Raw genomic sequence first — 15,086 nt, 5'->3', positions numbered from 1 at the left:
GCGCCTACCCATACGCACGCCGCCCCCGAGGTGTTCAGCCGTCCCAGGAATTGATGAGAGGTCCGTGGGACAATTCCCCCGCAACAACCGCACGCCACAACCGGGTTGGGGTGTTCACCGGTCTCCGTCCAGATAGGCCGGCACGGCCGGCACCCGCCGGTTGTCGTCGTCCGCCACCTCGAGGCCCGGCTTGATGAAGATGTCGGCGGTGTGCTTCGCCGCGGCCCGCTCGGTGACGACCATCTTCCCCCGAGCCCTCGAACCGCCGTCGCCGCGCGTGTTGGTGTTCATGCCGTCAGCCTGGCCGACCGGCGGACCCGGGGCGCTGGGTCGGCCCCCCCGGGTCGGGGGGTGGTGTCACGTACACCTGCCCCCGGAGGGTGTTCCCGCCGCGGGCAGCCGGACCGCTACTGCGTACCCGCCCCCAGCACCTTCGCCTCCAGCTCCGGGTCCAGACCATTCCGCGGCCGGTCCGGGCGCCGGGGCGCCTCCCCGCCGATCTCCTGGAGCCACCGCCAGGTGTCGGCGACGGTCTCCCCGACCGGCCGGCAGGTCAGTCCGGTGGCCACCGCCCGTGACACGTCCGCCGAGTGCAGGGCGTCGTGCATGTCGCTGCCCGGCGGCACCCACACGGGCAGGTGCGTCCACGGCTCGATGCCCGCGTCGAGGACGGTCTCCGGCGCCGTCCAGCGCAGCTCGGCCGGACCGCCGGTGACCCGTACACACGCCTCCAGCAACGCGCCCATGGTGGCGTGTCCCTGAGGGCTCATCAGGTTGAACGGCCCGCTGAGCCCCTGCTCCACCGCCCCGAGGATCCACGCGGCGAGATCGCGGACATCGACGTACTGAAGGGGCAGCTCGCGCGGTCCCGGCGCCAGGACCGGGCCGCCGCGGGCGATCCGGGCCAGCCACCAGGGCAGCCGGCCCACGTTCTCGTACGGGCCGAGGATCAGCCCGGCCCGCACCAGCAGGGAGTCCTGCGCCCCGAACGCGTCGACGGCGGCCAGCTCACCGCCCCGCTTGTCGCGGGCGTAGTCGGTCTGCCCCGCACCGGGCTCGGCGCCCTCGACCAGCGGCGCGTCCTCGGCGTACCCGGCGGGCGGGGCCCAGGTGTACACCGAGCAGCTCGACACGTACACGTACCGCCCGGCCCGGCCCCGCAGCAGCCGCGCCGCCTCGTGCACCGCGCGGGGCGCCGCCGACCAGGTGTCGACGACGGCGTCCCACTCGCCGTCCTTCAGCGCGTCCAGACCGCCCGGCGCGGTCCGGTCGCCGACCAGGGTCCGCGCACCGGGGACGGACGGGTGCCGTCCCCGGTTGAAGACGGTCACCTCCCAGCCGCGTCCGAGGGCCGCCTCGACGACGGCCCGTCCGACGAACTCCGTACCACCCAGCACCAGAAGTCTCATGCCGGTGACTCTGCCCGCTCCGCCGGGGGGAGGGAACAGCGCTCTGCTTTCGGCAGATGATCAGCGGCCGGTCGGCGGCGTGTACTTGTAGCCCACCCGGCGCACCGTCTGGATCGCCCGGCGGTGCTCCGCCCCCAGCTTGCGGCGCAGCCGGGCGATGTGGACGTCGACGGTGCGGCCGTCGCCCACATGCCCGTAGCCCCACACGGTGGTGACCAGCTGGTCGCGGGTGTGCACCCGGTTCGGATGCGCGACGAGATGCGCGAGCAGCTCGAACTCCAGGTAGGTCAGCTCCAGTTCGTGCCCGCTCACCCACGCGGTGCGCTGTACGGGGTCGATCCGCACCAGCGCGTCGCCGGCGGCCGGGGCCGCGTCGTCCACCGGCCGGTCGGGCACCGCCACCGGCGGGAACGGCGGCTGCTGGTCGGCCGGGACCAGCACCAGGTAGCCGATCATCGGCGGCTGGCCCGGCAGGGTGGGCAGGGTGTGCGGAGGAGCGGGCAGCCAGGTGGCGCCCGGCGGCAGGAAGTCCGTGACGTCCACGACCTCGTCCCGGTCCACCGCGCGGAGACGGTGCCGGGCCGGGGCGGGAAGGGTGGAGGCGTGGGGGAGGGAACGAGTGGTCGCCATGAGAGGTCAGCTCTTTCGCGCGAGAGGTTCGTCAGGAGGCGACGGCCGCGATTCGTGGTCGGGCTCGTCGGGGGACGTACGTCGGTCGCGCCGGCCGAAGACCGGGGTACGGCTTTAGAGGGCCGGCGCGTTCGTCGCGCGGCAACACACCCGGTCGAAGTCGTGGTGCTGACGGGAAGGCCAGAACGGCTCGAGGTCGTGGCGACCCGTCGCGGAGTGGTTCGGAAAGCTGGCCATGGGCCCATTGAAGCAGACACCCGCCCCGGACAGGAGACTCCTCTCACTGCTTGGACGTCTCACGGACGTGTCCCTGGCGTGAAAAGAACGTCAGTCCACGATGCGGGCGGTGTCCAACAGCCTCCGGACGGCGGTCCGCGAGACGTCGTCGGCGTGCGGTTCCGGCCCGGTCATGAAGTCGTGGACGACGCGACGGCGTGACGCGGCGCCACGGCGCAGCGGTTCCACGGCGAAGCGGGGAAGGAGCCCCATCTCGGTGAGCGTGGACACCGGGTGGGTCAGGCCGTCGTAGATCCTCTGCCACCTCATCGCCTCCCGGGCCAGCGGCTCCAGGGTGTCCTCGGTGCGGCCGGTGATGCGCCAGACGGCCAGCGCGGCGGAGGCCGTGCCGTCCCGGGTGAGGGACGGCTCGATGAACGGCAGCAGGGGCGCGGCCGCGGGACCGAGGCGGCTCGCCCACTCCATCGTCAGGGACGGGTGGAAAGCGGTCATCTCCTCCCGGAAGAAGGACAGCGCGGGTCCGGGGTCCCCCGTGACCCGGTGGTACGCCACCCCGGCGACCGCCGAGACCGAGGAGTGGGCGCGTTCGGTCACGCAGGCCATCAGCGCCCGCTCGGCCGCGTCGCCGGCGGCGGCGGGCCCGAGCCGGTCGAACAGGGCGACCACGACCGGCGGGTATCCCGTCCCCGTGCGGGCGAGCAGTGCGACGAGGTCGTCGACGGCCGCCACCGCCGGCTCCGGGAACCGGGCCAGTACCTCGACCAGATGCGGGTGTCCGTCCCGGAGCCGCCGCGCGACCGCCCGCGCCACGGGCACCGCCGCCGCTCCGAACTCGTCGGCCACCGCCCTGGCGGCGCGGGCGGTGTCGTACCGGCCGGGCAGCTCCTCGACGAGCCGTACCGCTTCCTCGACCGCCCTGGGCGCACGCGCTCGGGCCAGCACGGCGACGGCCGCCGCCCGGATCCGCGGGTCCCCGGACGCGAGCTGGGGCAGCACGTGGTCCCGCACGCGCGCGTGCAGGGCCACCGGCAGCGCGCAGGTCAGCTGCGCCAGCTGGTCCAGTCCCCAGTTCTCGTGCGCGCCCGTCTCGGCCAGCGCCCAGGGCAGCACGTCCGCCTCGCGGTCCCGCCAGCGCCCGGTGATCTCGTAGGCGATCGGCACACCCCCGGCGAGGGCGCGCAGGGCGGCCTCGGCGTCGTCCAGGAGCCGTTCGGTGAACACCGTGTGCGGCGCGGGCCACAGGGTGCCGTCCGGCTCGTGGGGGTCGGCCGTGAAGGCCCGCGCGCAGCGGTCGACCAGGGGTGCGGGCAGCGGCACTCCGGCGGTGCGCAGCAGGTCCTCGGCGGCGGCGAGCGCGACGCGCGGCTCGGGGTCGGTGAGCAGGCCGTGCCGCCATGCGCCGTCGCCCGGTTCGAGCAGCCCGAGCGCGGTCACCAGGTGGGCGCGCACCAGCGGGTCGGTCTCCCGTTCCAGCCGGGTCCACAGCAGCGGCAGGGTGTCCCGTCGGCCGCTCGCGCCGATCAGCAGCACCGTCGCGTCCCGTACGTCCGTGTCGGCGTCGTGGGCCAGGGGCAGCAGCGGCGGCAGGGCGTCCGCCACCGCCCGCCGGGCCGGCTGCGCCGCGTCGGGCCAGTCGGATCTCCGCGCCAGGCCGGCGAGCAGCCGCAGCAGGTCCACCCGGTGGCCGGGCCCCCCGAGGACGAGCCGCGCCAGCCGCGGCACCGCGCCCGTGATCGACAGGGCGAGGCCGTCGTCGTGGTAGGTCGCGGAGCCCAGCCACTGCATGGCCTCCTCGCGGACGTCGGGGTCCGTGGACTCCATCGCCCGCAGCAGTCCCGGCAGGTCCCCCGCCGAGCCGTACGCCTTCGCCTGTTCCACGCCGACGATCCCCATGGCAGCGCACGATACGCAGAAGGGGCGCCCGCCGAGTCGGCGGGCGCCCCTTCCGGGAGGGCTCCGGGTCGGATCCGGGATCGGATCCGGGATCGGATCCGGGGCCGGTTCCGGGGAAGGCGGGATCAGACCTGGCCGGCCTTCTCCAGCGCGGAGCAGCAGGTGTCCACGATCAGACGGGTCACCAGGTACGGGTCCACGTTGGCGTTCGGGCGGCGGTCCTCGATGTACCCCTTGCCGTCCTTCTCGACCTGCCACGGGATGCGGACCGAGGCACCACGGTTGGAGACGCCGTAGGAGTACTCGTTCCACGGGGCGGTCTCATGCAGACCGGTCAGGCGGTCGTCGATGCCGGCGCCGTAGTTCTTGACGTGCTCGAGCGGCTTGGAGCCCTCACCGAGCGACTCGCAGGCGGTGATGATCGCCTCGTACGTCTCGCGCATCGCCCTGGTGGAGAAGTTGGTGTGCGCACCGGCGCCGTTCCAGTCACCCTTGACCGGCTTCGGGTCGAGGGTGGCGGCGATGTCGAAGTCCTCGGCGGTGCGGTACAGCAGCCAGCGGGCCACCCACAGCTGGTCGGAGACCTCCAGCGGGGCGAGCGGGCCGACCTGGAACTCCCACTGGCCGGGCATGACCTCGGCGTTGATGCCGGAGATGCCCAGACCTGCCTTCAGGCAGTTGTCCAGGTGCGCCTCGACGACGTCACGGCCGAAGATCTCGTCGGCGCCGACACCGCAGTAGTAGCCGCCCTGCGGAGCCGGGAAGCCGCCCTTGGGGAAGCCGAGCGGGTAACCGTCCTGGAAGAAGGTGTACTCCTGCTCGATGCCGAAGATCGGCTCCTGCGCGCCGAACCTCTCGGCGACCTCGGCCAGCGCGGCACGGGTGTTGGACTCGTGCGGCGTCATGTCGATGTTGAGGACCTCGCACAGCACGAGGATGTCGTCGCCGCCGCGGATCGGGTCGGGGCAGGTGAAGACCGGCTTGAGGACACGGTCCGAGGCGTGGCCCTCGGCCTGGTTCGTGGACGACCCGTCGAAACCCCAGATCGGCAGCGCGTCGAGACCCTCGGGCGCGCCCGTGATGATCCTGGTCTTGGAACGGAGCTTGGCCGTCGGCTGGGTGCCGTCGATCCAGATGTACTCAGCCTTGAAGGTCACGGGCCACTTCCTTCGGGGGTGGGTCAGACGCACTTGCGGGTGCTGCGGCGCTGCGGCACTGGGACGCCGCTCTCGATGCCCGGCAGCCTGTCAACAGGCGATTTCCCGGTCATTGCTCGAATGTGAACCCCGTGTTACCTGGTGGTGGTGTGGTGCGTCTCACGGTGTGAGGGCGGCGGCCCGGCCGGGAGCCGCCGTTCGCGCCCGCGGACGTGGGCGTACGCGGGCGGGCGCGGGGCGGCGCCGGGACTCGTATGCGAGGGGAATGAACGGCGCGACTTCGGGCATGCCGGTGGTCGGCCCCCTGCCGCGGCCTCCCGTACGTCTCCGGGACGCGGGTGCTCGGGCCGTCCGCGTCGGTCCGCTGCGGTCGGCCGTTCCCGTCGGTCCGCTCCGGTCGGTCGGTTCGAGCCGTCGGTCCGTCCCCCCGGTGGGTCGGGTTTTGGCCGTCCGTCCCCCGGTCGGTCGGTTCGAGCCGTCAGTCCGCCCCCCGGTCGGTCGGGTTCCGGCCGTCGTTGGCCCCGGTCGGTCGGGTTCCTTCCGTCAGCCCGCCCCGGGTGGTCGGGTGCGGGACGTCAGCCCGCCCCGGCCGTCGCCTCCCGGACGCCGGACAGGAAGCCGCGGATCGCCGCCAGCTCCCGTTCGTCGTAGCCCGCCAGCAGTTCCACCGCGCGTCCGATGAGCGGGCCGAAGAAGGCCTGGCCGAGCACCACGGCCCGCTCCTCCACCTCGACGACCACCTGCCGTCGGTCCGCCCGGCCGCGCGTCCGCCGCACATGCCCGGCGCGTTCCAGCCGGTCGATCACGGAGGTCGTACCGGCCGAGTTCAGGCCGAGCGCCGCGCCCAGCCGGCCCGCGGTCGTCTCCTCGCCCGCCCGCCGGCCGTCCATCAGGGCGATCAGCGCCCGTACGTCGGTCGGGTGCATGTCGTTGCGGTGTGCGAACCGGGCACTGTGCAGGCCGAGTTCGACCGTCACCGCGCGCAGCAGATGGACGATCTCCATTTCCGGGGCGCCGCCCGCCGAGGTGTCACCCCGCGGGGTGTCGGTGGCGCGGGCATCGGCTGCCGACGGGTCGTCGGCCGAACTCGCGCTCGCCGGGCCTTCGTTGGTCATGCGGGGCCTCCGGGTTATCATCTCGCTCATCGGATATCTCGCTGAGCGAGATGATAGGGGGCTCGATGCGCACGTACGACCACGACGCCTTCCGCGCGGCCTACGGCAAGGTCCTGGCCAAATGGCCCGCCGACCGCGAGACGGTGACCGTCCCCACCCCGTTCGGGCCGGCGCACGTCAACGCCTGCGGCCCGCGCGGCGCGCCCCCGCTGGTGCTCCTGCCCGGCGGCGGGGGCGCCACCTCGGCGTCCTGGTACGCGCAGGCGGCGCGACTGGGCCGGGAGCGGCGTGTCCTCGCCGTCGACCTGCCCGGCGCCGCCGGTCTCAGTGGCACGGACGGCGGGCCGGCCCCGCGCACGGTCGACGACCTGGTCGTCTGGCTGGACGCGGTGCTCGACGGCCTGGGCGTCGACGAGGTGTCCGTGGGCGGACATTCGTACGGCGCCTGGATCGCCCTGCACCACGCCCTGCGCCGCGCGCCCGGACGGGTACGCCGCCTGTTCCTCCTCGACCCGACCCAGTGCTTCGCCGGGTACAGGGCGACGTACCTGCTCCACGCGCTGCCGGTGCTGCTGCGGCCCACCCCGCGCCGGGTGCGCGCCTTCCTGGCGTGGGAGACCGGGGGAGCCGCCCTCGACCCCGACTGGCTGCGCCTCCAGGAGGCGGCCGCCGGATTCCCGGCCGCCAAGCCGGTCACCGGGCCCCGTCCGTCCCCGGCACGACTGCGGGGCCTGGACGTGCCGGTCCTGCTGTTCGTGGCCGCGAACGGCAGGGCCCTGCCGCACTCCCGGCTCCGCTCGAGCGCGGGGACCCCCGTCACGTACGAGGTGGCGGCCCGGGCGCGCGAGCTGCTGCCGCGTGTGGAGACCGTCGTCCTGCCGGACGTCTCCCACCACGCGCTGCCGCCCGCCGCGCCCTGTGAACTGGGCCGCCGCCTCACGGAGTTCCTCCGCTGAGCGTCACCCCACCTTCTCGATCAGGGCCCGGCGGATGAGGAACTTGCCGGGCTCACGGACCTGTTCGAAAGCCGCGTTGTTCAGCAGCGCGCAACTGCCGGAGACCGAGGTCACCTCGACGGTCGTGGACTTGTTGTTGTCGAGGTTGGTCACCCTCAGCCTCGTCCCCGCCGGGAACTGGTTGCTGGACGCGGCCGGGGCACCCGCCTCGCCGGAGAGGGTGACGGTCGAGCCGTTGCAGACCTGCTGACCGGAGGCGGCACCACTGCCCGCGTTCCCGGGGTTGCCGGCCGGGGCGCTCTGCGGCGGCTGCGCGGGCTGCGTGGCCTGCTGTCCACCGCCCTGCCCGCCCTGTTGCCCGCCCTGCTGGCCGCCCTGCTGGCCGTTCTGCGCCGGCTGTGTCGCCTGGGAGCCCTGAGCCGACTCCCCAACGACGCAACCCGACGCCTTCTGCTGCACCTTGATCTGTTCGACCACCGCTTCACGGTTGGTGATCCGGGCCGCGGACTGCGCGTCCGGGTTCGCCCGCTGGTCCTCGATGAACCGCTGATTGTTGCCGAGGGCGGTGGCGAGCCCTTGGCAGACGGTCGACTCGGCGGCCGTCTGCGGGCCCTGCGCGGCGTTGGAGGTGGCCGCCATGACGAAGGCGCCGCCTCCCGCCACCGTCGCGGCGCCCACCAGCAGCGCGATCTTCTTCTTCGTGCCGAGAGTTCTCCTGCGTGACATCCGCGTCTCCTGAGAGGTAGGGGAGCGTACGTCGCTATGTACGAGATACCGAACGAAGCTGCTCAGCGATGACCGGGGTCAAGAGAAGTGGCGTGCGTCACAAGTGCGTCTCCGCCCCGGTCCACCACGCGCTCAGCCGCCCGTCGCGTCCTCGTACGCCACCACCGTCTCGTGCGCGTGGCGGAGCAGTCCCTCGGTCTGTGCGGTGAGTTCGGCCTCACCGGTCTCCGAGCCGTCGCCCCACCGGCCGTTGGCGAACAGCACCGAACGGACGGTCATCGTCCGCCGGAACACCCCGGACGAGCCCGGCGGCACGGTCGGCAGGCCGGCCTCGGGCGGCGGATCGAGCGAGACCACCTGGTAGGCCACGGGGTTCGTGGAAACCGTCCTGAACACCCGTGAGGCGTCCTCGACGCGCGCGAAACTCAGCACGGTCAGCGTGATCTGCGAGCGCCGGTCGGCGTCCGTGAACAGCGCCGCCGTCGACCGGGAGCATTCCTCGCCCTGTTCGATCAGCTCGGCCAGCTCCGCCGACGTGCCGCGGGCGCAGTCGGTGGTGGTGCCGAGGGTGACGCGGGTGTACCGCGAGCCGTCCCCGACGCGGACGCTCTTCGCCGGGAAGGCCTGCTCCGGTCGGATGGCCGGCCGGGCGAGCAGTGAGGGTAGGGCGCCCGGGGCCTCGGAGAGGAGGGGTGCGTCGACGGAGGGGACCCCCGGGCCCGATCCGCTCGGGGTGGCGGTGGCGGTGGCCGCCGGGTGCGCGGCCGCCGGACCGTCCCCGCCCCCGTCGGCGGCCGTGACGACACCGGCCGCGACGACCGCGGCCAGGACGGCACCGGTCCCGGCGGCCGCGACCCGCCGGTCGCGCCGACGCCGGCGTATGCGATCCCGCGCGATCCGTTCCTCTCCCACCCGTTCCCCTTGGATCCGGTCCTCTTTGATCCGCTCCTGCGCGATCCGGTCCTGCTCGATCCGGCCCCGCGCGATCCGGTCCTGCTCGGCCGTGAACCGGGCGTACGGGTCGGGCGGTCCGTACGCGGATCCTTGATCACCGTGGGTCATGGCGGCGGAGGGTAGCAGCGTCACCGCTCCAACTCCCGTGGCCGGACGAAGCGTTCACCGCGGGACTAACGGGACAGAGCGTCCCGTACGGCGTCGTCCGTGCGGGCCACGACCGCCGTGCCGTCCTCGGCGGTGATGATCGGGCGCTGGATCAGCCGGGGATGTTCGGCGAGCGCCGCGATCCAGCGTCCGCGCGCGGCGGCGTCCCGCGGCCACTCCTTCAGCCCCAGCTCCTTGGCCTCGGCCTCCTGGGTGCGCGTGATGTCCCACGGCTCCAGCCCGAGACGTTCGAGTACGGCGCTGATCTCGTCCTCGCCGGGCACGTCCTCCAGGTAGCGGCGAACGGTGTAGTCGGCGCCCTCGGCGTCGAGAAGGGTGAGGGCGCTGCGGCACTTGGAACAGGCGGGGTTGATCCAGATCTCCATGCGGGTCACGGTAGCTCGAAAAGGCCCTGAAAGCCCTTCTGGCCAGGGGCGATTGTCAGTGGGGAGCAGTAGAATAGAAGCAGTGTTCGAGGGTTCCGCCGGAGGTGCCGGCGGTGCCCTTACCGCGACAGGAGGATCCTGTGCCCGCTGCCGCACTCAAGACGAAGCGACCCGTCCAACTCGACCTGCCCTACCTGCCCGTGGCGAAGCGTCCACTGCCGCCCGGACGGCCCCGCGACTGGTACGTCACGCACAACCGCCGCCTCAAGGCCATGCGCCTCGCGATAGCCCTCCTCGATCTGGGCGTCTACCTGCCCAACCAGGCCCGCAACGAGAAGATCCGCAGCACGGCCGAACTGATCGGCGTGCACCCGCCGTCGGACACGACGTGCCACATGGTGCGGGCGCTCATGCGCTACAGCAGGTGAGTCCGGGGCCGGGTGCCGTTCCCTGCGCACGGCACCCGGCGCCCCGGTGCGCCGTCCCTCCTCGGGGCCCCACCGCCGCCGTCCCTCCCCGGGGCTCCACCACCGAGTAGCGGGCCCGCGGGCCGTGTCGGCGAGGGCCCGGGTCGAGCCACCACCCCGGCCCGCCGCTCACGCCACGTTCACCTCACCACCCGCACATCCCCGTTCCCGCGCAACCCGTTCCGCACCCACCCCGCACGGACCCGCCCCGCACCCCCCCCCACACTCACGGTCTCGCCACCTTCACCCTCCCAACTCCTTCTCCCCGGCGGTCCGGAACCGCGGCGTCACCCGCGTCTTCCCCAACCAGCCCCGCAACCGCTCCGCCTCCTCCGAGATCAGGGCCTCCGCCTCCCGCCCCACGCCCGCCCGGTCCAGCACCCGCCACACGACCGCGCCGTCCGCCCGCTGCGCCCACGTCCCGACGATCCGCCCGTCCCACCACACCGTCGGCCCCACGTTCCCGCTCCTGTCGACGAGGGTGGGCCGCAGTTCCGGCGCGAGATACCAGTCCCGCGCCTGCCATCCCATCGTCGTGGGATCGAGGGCCGGAAGCAGTGCCGCCCACGGCTCCGGCGGCGCGGCGACGGGGTACGTCGTCCTGGACGACGTACCCCGTGCCCTCGTCCAGCGACACCGTCCGCGCCCCGATCGCCGCCAGCGCCCGCCGAACCTCCGTCACCCGCCACCCCGTCCACCACTTCAGGTCGGCCTCGGTGGCCGGCCCGCACGCGGTGAGCCAGCGGCGCAGCAGTTCGGCCTGGGCCACGGCCGCGTCCAGTTCGGGATGAGCGGGGGCCGGCGCCCAGCGGAACTGCGACGACGTCCAGGAGCCCAGCGGACGGCCCCGCACCACCTTGCCCTCGACGCCCAGCACCTTCAGCAGCCGGGTGGAGACGGAGTGGACTCCCTCGTAGCTCTTGCCGGCCGCGTACACGAACCGCTGCCGCAGCCGCGGCTCCTCGTGCGTCAGCTCCGTGGCCGTCGCCTGACCCAGCCGTCGGAGCGCGGCCAGCGTAGACTCCTCGACCTCCTTCAGCCAGGCCGCGTCCGGCGCCCCGGCCTTGGCCATGTCCTTCAGCAGGGCAGCCCGCTCCCGTGCGGCGACGGTGAGACCGGTCGAGGCGTGCACGACGGCCGTGCACGCGGTCGGGAACACGAACACCGTGTGCCGCATGCCGTGCATCCGTACCAGCGTCCGGTCTCCGTACAGCGCCCGGTCCGTCTCCGGCACCGTCCTCGACGCGTCCGCGAGCCGTGCTCCGACCGCCAGATACACCGTCGCCGGGTCGCTCCCGTGCAGGGCGACGAGCGCGTCGGCCACCTCTTCCGGCGTCCGGGCCCGGACCGCCGGCGTCAGCCGGTGCCGCTGGGCCAGCCGGGCCCGCCGCTCCGCCCCGTCGATGTACCGCACCCCGTCGCCCACGCCGCTCTCCGTCCCTCGCTCCGAAGTCCTGCCGCCATCCTCCCCGACCCCCTGGGCGCGGCGGTGGTGACGGGGGTGGCGACCGCCGTGCCGGAGATCCGAAGGGTGGTCATCGGCAGGACAGGGCGTCCCTCACACGTACCTCTCCAGCAGCCCCGCCACATACGCCTCCAGCCGCCCGCCCAGCACGTCGGGTGTCAGGTCGGTCCTGCCCAGCTCGCGCCACGGCCCCGCCAGCTTCGCCGCGTCGGGGGAGTAGGCCAGGGCGTCCAGCAGTCGCCAGTACAGGTGGTCGGCGCCGTCGGCGAGGCCGTGACCGCCGTGCGCCTCGTAGCGCTCCCGGAAGCCGAGGCCGTACGCGGGCCCGTGCAGCAGGGCCAACGCCGTCGAGCAGTGGGCCACGTCCAGGTCGGCGGGGCCCCACGAGGTCTCGACCCAGTCGACGACCCCGCTGACGCGCAGTCCGTCGTCCCCGTCGTCGAACAGCACATTGCCGGGATGGAAGTCCCGGTGCAGGAAACGCCCCTCGTAGGGCGGGGGTTCGCGGCGGATGACGTCCACCGCGCGCGCCCAGACCGCACCAGCGGGGGTGCGGACCCGCTCCGGCGACGTCCAGGCCTGGTACGGGCGCGGACGTTCGCCGGGGACGACCGCGTGGATACGGACCAGCTGAGCCGCGAGCAGGTCCGGCCGACGCTCCATTTCGTCCTCGTCGACGCGTACCCGGCCGGGCAGTGCCGACATCAACAGGCTCGGGTGGTCGCACCGTTCACCCGTCGGGTCCACGGCGACAAGCCGCGCCGCGGGGATGCCCTCCTGCCCGGCGAGCAGGGCCAGCACCCCCGCCTCCCGTGCGAGCAGCCCCGGGGCGTGACGGCGGAAGAACGGCTTCACGAACGTCCGCAGCACCAGGTCGGTGCCGTCGTCGAGGGTGAGCCGGCGCATCTGCGCACTCCAACCGCCGCGCAACGGACGGGAGCCGACGATCCTCCGGCCCTCGGGGAGCTGCTCGGCCAGCCAGGCGCGGGTCGCCGTCCAGCCGCCCTCGCCGAGGCCGGTGAGGACGGCCCCCACGAACGCCCGTCGGTCGGCGGGATGATCACGCAGCCACGCCCCCAAGTGGTGGTCGGCCCCCGGCAGTTCGAGGCGGGTGTACTGGGCGCGGGCGGCCAGCGCGTCCTGTACCGCCTCGGTGACCTCCGCCGGGATCACCGAGTCCGACCCCGGTACGGCGAGCACCGCCCGCCCCTCGTACCCCCGCAGTACGTCGAGCGCCGGGGCCGCCCGCCAGCTCCCCGGCGTCCGGATGATCGCGCTGAACCGCCCTTCCGCGCCGCGGGCCGCGCCGGAGCGGGAGGGGCCCTCACCCTTGCCGAACGGCACGTCCCACGCCTCGCCCGCGTACACCGCGGGCGCGCACAGGCCCAGGGCGGCGACCCGCTCCCCGTAGTGGGCGGTGAGATCCGCCACCGTCTGCCCGCTCATGCTGAACCCCACGAGCACCAGCGGTCCCTCCCGCGGCACGTACGCGTCGATCACCGCCGCGGCCTGCTCGAAGCGGCGCCGCAGACTCGACTCCCGCAGTGTCCCGCTGCTTGCGCCGTGTCCGGAGAAGTCCAGGGCGAGGGCGTGGCAGCCGTGCGCCGTGAACTCGCCGAGCAGCGGCAGCAGTCGCTCCTTGCTGCTCCGGCCCGCACCGTGCAGGACGACGGCGGTGGCCGCTGTCGGGCCTCCGCCGCCGTCGCCGTACACACCGCTGAGACGCTCACCGCCGTGCTCGTACAGGAAGGGCTCCAGCGGAGCGGGCCCCTCCGGGAAGGGTTCCTGGGGGACGGCGGAGAACGCGGTCCCTCCATTCAACGCGGTCATCCCCCCATTCACTCACGGCTCTCAGGCCGTCGGAGCCCCGCTCCCCGCCTCGGGCGCCCGTGCCGCCGCGATCGCCTCCCGCAGGTGCTCCTCCTCCGCCTGGCTCAGCGAGGTCTGCACCAACTGCCCGCCGAACGGGGTGATCTGCGGGATCACCTTGTCCTCGGCCGCGTGCTTGACCAGGACGAAGAGGGCCGCGGCACCGGGCCGCAGGTTCTGGCCGAGGTCCTTCATGAAGTCGTCGTTGATGCCCGTGTCGGTGAAGGAGCCCCCGGCCGCGCCGGCCGCCGCGCCCACCGCCGCTCCGAGCAACGGGGCCAGGAACAGCAGTCCGATCACCCCGCCCCAGACGGCGCCGCCGGCCGCACCGACCGCCGTGTGGTTCACCGCCTGGTGCAGCTTGATCCTGCCGTCGTCGTGCCGCTCGACGACCACCGCGTCCTCCAGCTCGACCAGATGCTGCTTGGACAGCTCGAACAGCTTGTCGCGCACCTGGTTGGCGGTGGCGACGTCGTCGTAGGCGACGACGAAGAGATTGCTCATCAGGGCACCCCTTTTGATGGCACATGTACTGTATGGCCGACTCTAGGTGCCGGGAAAAGGAGGTGCACGTTGAGTGACGGCCTCCCTACCCTGGTGAAGCCACCCCACCCCCCACCCCCATCACACGGCACACCTGTCCGTCCCAGCCCAGGAAGGGAGGCACACCATGGGCACCGTCGTTCTCTCCGGGACCGTCGTCCTGGTGATCCTGGGATTCGGCAACCACCTCTACTGGCTCGCCGCCGTCGCCGCCCTCTACCTGTACGCGCGCCACGGCCGCGGCTCGTCGTCGGCGCCCTCGGCGTCCGGCCCGGTCGCCGACCCCGCGCAGGGCTCCGCTCCCGCGACCGCGCCGACGACGTACAAGGCCTACCGGACACGCCGTGACCAGCAGGCCAAGTGGGAGCGCCGCTACGCCCGCGAGCGCGGCACCAAGTAGGAAGCCCCCCGGCCGCTCACAGGCCGGGGGCGCCCCACAGCGGGGACCAGTGGCCGACATCAGGTTCGGTCGGCAGGTCGTCCGCGAGGACCGCCCGCACCCGGAGTTCCAGCGCGTCGTCGCGCCGCTGCCCCGCACCGGGCAGCGGCGCGAACGGGTAGAAGGAGCCGCGCTTGTACAGGTACACCAGCGCCAGCCGCCGACCGCGCCGGTCCTCGAACCACGCGAGCGAGCACAGCAACTGCGGGCCGAAGCCGTTGACCTCCATGGCGCTGTTCACCGCGTGCAACTCGTCGACCAGGAGCGGGAGCCGGTCCGGGGCGCGGTGGGAGACCAGCCAGGAGTAGCCGTGGCGGTCCGGCAGCAGCCGAACCGGCGGGCCCGTGCGCTCGGTGTCCGCGTCCAGCAGTGCCTGGACCTCGCGGTGCGTCTGCTCGGAGTCGGACCCCTGGACCGTCGCGAAGCACACCGCGCCCAGCCCGGTCGGCGTGAACCCGGCCCCCGCCTCCAGCGCCGGCGCCGCCGACGGCAGCGCGAACAACCGGTCGAGGTCGGGTGCGACCGGCTTCGACCGGCCGAGCAGGATGTCCAGCAGCCCCATGGTCAGCCCGCCTTCCCGGGAGTGGCCGCCCGGCCCGGTTCGGCCGAGGCCGCGAACGCCACGTACGGCAGCCCGAGCGGAAGGAGCGCGACCGTCCTCCGCACGGTCAGCCCCCGGTCACCCCGGAACCG

14 protein-coding genes and 2 pseudogenes are annotated in these 15,086 nt (G+C 73.6%); 3 read left to right on the top strand and 13 right to left on the bottom strand.

All coding sequences use genetic code 11. The features are described from left to right. Positions 1-114 precede the first annotated feature (114 nt). From ACFYO5_RS02220 to ACFYO5_RS02195, 6 genes and pseudogenes are all read right to left on the bottom strand, one after another. Positions 115-249, bottom strand: a pseudogene (locus ACFYO5_RS02220) (DNA-binding response regulator); the annotation flags it as partial. 158 nt (positions 250-407) lie between these two features. Beyond that, positions 408-1,409: an NAD-dependent epimerase/dehydratase family protein gene (locus ACFYO5_RS02215; protein WP_388703173.1), complete on the bottom strand. Its 1,002-nt coding sequence runs from the start codon at positions 1,407-1,409 to the stop codon at positions 408-410. A gap of 60 nt (positions 1,410-1,469) precedes the next feature. Continuing rightward, positions 1,470-2,039: a winged helix-turn-helix domain-containing protein gene (locus ACFYO5_RS02210; protein WP_388703170.1), complete on the bottom strand. Its 570-nt coding sequence runs from the start codon at positions 2,037-2,039 to the stop codon at positions 1,470-1,472. A gap of 327 nt (positions 2,040-2,366) precedes the next feature. Beyond that, on the bottom strand, positions 2,367-4,169 hold the full coding sequence (locus tag ACFYO5_RS02205) for a HEAT repeat domain-containing protein (protein ID WP_388703168.1): 1,803 nt from the start codon (positions 4,167-4,169) through the stop codon (positions 2,367-2,369). Positions 4,170-4,294: 125 nt separating this feature from the next. Further along, positions 4,295-5,326: a glutamine synthetase gene (gene glnII / locus ACFYO5_RS02200; protein WP_388703165.1), complete on the bottom strand. Its 1,032-nt coding sequence runs from the start codon at positions 5,324-5,326 to the stop codon at positions 4,295-4,297. Between the two features lie 575 nt (positions 5,327-5,901). Next, positions 5,902-6,330: a MarR family transcriptional regulator gene (locus ACFYO5_RS02195; protein ID WP_388704696.1), complete on the bottom strand. Its 429-nt coding sequence runs from the start codon at positions 6,328-6,330 to the stop codon at positions 5,902-5,904. Positions 6,331-6,506: 176 nt separating this feature from the next. Between ACFYO5_RS02195 and ACFYO5_RS02190 the strand changes: the two genes are divergently transcribed. Beyond that, positions 6,507-7,397, top strand: a complete 891-nt coding sequence (locus ACFYO5_RS02190; protein ID WP_388703162.1) for an alpha/beta fold hydrolase — start codon at positions 6,507-6,509, stop codon at positions 7,395-7,397. 3 nt (positions 7,398-7,400) lie between these two features. Here ACFYO5_RS02190 and ACFYO5_RS02185 read toward each other — a convergent pair whose 3' ends face one another. The 3 genes from ACFYO5_RS02185 to ACFYO5_RS02175 form a co-directional block, all read right to left on the bottom strand. Beyond that, positions 7,401-8,123, bottom strand: coding sequence for a hypothetical protein (locus ACFYO5_RS02185; protein WP_388703159.1), 723 nt, complete (start codon positions 8,121-8,123; stop codon positions 7,401-7,403). 132 nt (positions 8,124-8,255) lie between these two features. Continuing rightward, complete coding sequence (locus ACFYO5_RS02180; RefSeq protein ID WP_388703156.1) at positions 8,256-9,185, bottom strand: hypothetical protein; 930 nt, start codon at positions 9,183-9,185, stop codon at positions 8,256-8,258. A gap of 65 nt (positions 9,186-9,250) precedes the next feature. Then, the gene (locus tag ACFYO5_RS02175) at positions 9,251-9,610 is read right to left on the bottom strand and encodes an ArsC/Spx/MgsR family protein (protein WP_388703153.1); all 360 of its coding nucleotides are present in this window, start codon (positions 9,608-9,610) and stop codon (positions 9,251-9,253) included. A 140-nt stretch (positions 9,611-9,750) separates the two neighbouring features. Here ACFYO5_RS02175 and ACFYO5_RS02170 point away from each other — a divergent pair, with 140 nt between their 5' ends. Then, complete coding sequence (locus tag ACFYO5_RS02170; RefSeq protein ID WP_356559132.1) at positions 9,751-10,038, top strand: hypothetical protein; 288 nt, start codon at positions 9,751-9,753, stop codon at positions 10,036-10,038. 282 nt (positions 10,039-10,320) lie between these two features. Here the strand turns inward: ACFYO5_RS02170 and ACFYO5_RS02165 are convergent. From ACFYO5_RS02165 to ACFYO5_RS02155, 3 genes and pseudogenes are all read right to left on the bottom strand, one after another. Next, positions 10,321-11,503: pseudogene (locus ACFYO5_RS02165) on the bottom strand (winged helix DNA-binding domain-containing protein). A 132-nt stretch (positions 11,504-11,635) separates the two neighbouring features. Further along, on the bottom strand, positions 11,636-13,372 hold the full coding sequence (locus ACFYO5_RS02160; protein ID WP_388703150.1) for a phosphotransferase: 1,737 nt from the start codon (positions 13,370-13,372) through the stop codon (positions 11,636-11,638). 21 nt (positions 13,373-13,393) lie between these two features. After that, positions 13,394-13,915: a DUF1269 domain-containing protein gene (locus tag ACFYO5_RS02155; protein WP_356559126.1), complete on the bottom strand. Its 522-nt coding sequence runs from the start codon at positions 13,913-13,915 to the stop codon at positions 13,394-13,396. A 166-nt stretch (positions 13,916-14,081) separates the two neighbouring features. On the opposite strand from ACFYO5_RS02155, the gene ACFYO5_RS02150 reads away from it, so the two are divergent. Beyond that, positions 14,082-14,354, top strand: a complete 273-nt coding sequence (locus ACFYO5_RS02150; protein WP_356559124.1) for a hypothetical protein — start codon at positions 14,082-14,084, stop codon at positions 14,352-14,354. Between the two features lie 16 nt (positions 14,355-14,370). Here the strand turns inward: ACFYO5_RS02150 and ACFYO5_RS02145 are convergent, their stop codons facing one another. Next, a complete protein-coding gene (locus tag ACFYO5_RS02145) occupies positions 14,371-14,955 on the bottom strand; it encodes a hypothetical protein (RefSeq protein WP_388703146.1) in 585 nt (194 codons plus the stop codon). Between the last annotated feature and the right edge of the window lie 131 nt (positions 14,956-15,086).

It is taken from the genome of Streptomyces sp. NPDC006259 (assembly GCF_042870975.1).
Lineage (GTDB): Bacteria > Actinomycetota > Actinomycetes > Streptomycetales > Streptomycetaceae > Streptomyces.
The sequence above is the reverse complement of the archived record's forward strand: the minus strand, read 5'-3'. Positions and strand labels throughout refer to the sequence as shown.

Coding starts and splice junctions, on each gene's coding strand:
- ACFYO5_RS02160 (WP_388703150.1), bottom strand. CDS start 13,372: ATGACCGCGTTGAATGGAGGGACCGCGTTCTCCGCCGTCCCCCAGGAA.
- ACFYO5_RS02155 (WP_356559126.1), bottom strand. CDS start 13,915: ATGAGCAATCTCTTCGTCGTCGCCTACGACGACGTCGCCACCGCCAAC.
- ACFYO5_RS02190 (WP_388703162.1), top strand. CDS start 6,507: ATGCGCACGTACGACCACGACGCCTTCCGCGCGGCCTACGGCAAGGTC.
- ACFYO5_RS02150 (WP_356559124.1), top strand. CDS start 14,082: ATGGGCACCGTCGTTCTCTCCGGGACCGTCGTCCTGGTGATCCTGGGA.
- ACFYO5_RS02210 (WP_388703170.1), bottom strand. CDS start 2,039: ATGGCGACCACTCGTTCCCTCCCCCACGCCTCCACCCTTCCCGCCCCG.
- ACFYO5_RS02195 (WP_388704696.1), bottom strand. CDS start 6,330: ATGGAGATCGTCCATCTGCTGCGCGCGGTGACGGTCGAACTCGGCCTG.
- ACFYO5_RS02145 (WP_388703146.1), bottom strand. CDS start 14,955: ATGGGGCTGCTGGACATCCTGCTCGGCCGGTCGAAGCCGGTCGCACCC.
- ACFYO5_RS02175 (WP_388703153.1), bottom strand. CDS start 9,610: ATGGAGATCTGGATCAACCCCGCCTGTTCCAAGTGCCGCAGCGCCCTC.
- ACFYO5_RS02215 (WP_388703173.1), bottom strand. CDS start 1,409: ATGAGACTTCTGGTGCTGGGTGGTACGGAGTTCGTCGGACGGGCCGTC.
- ACFYO5_RS02185 (WP_388703159.1), bottom strand. CDS start 8,123: ATGTCACGCAGGAGAACTCTCGGCACGAAGAAGAAGATCGCGCTGCTG.
- ACFYO5_RS02180 (WP_388703156.1), bottom strand. CDS start 9,185: ATGACCCACGGTGATCAAGGATCCGCGTACGGACCGCCCGACCCGTAC.
- ACFYO5_RS02205 (WP_388703168.1), bottom strand. CDS start 4,169: ATGGGGATCGTCGGCGTGGAACAGGCGAAGGCGTACGGCTCGGCGGGG.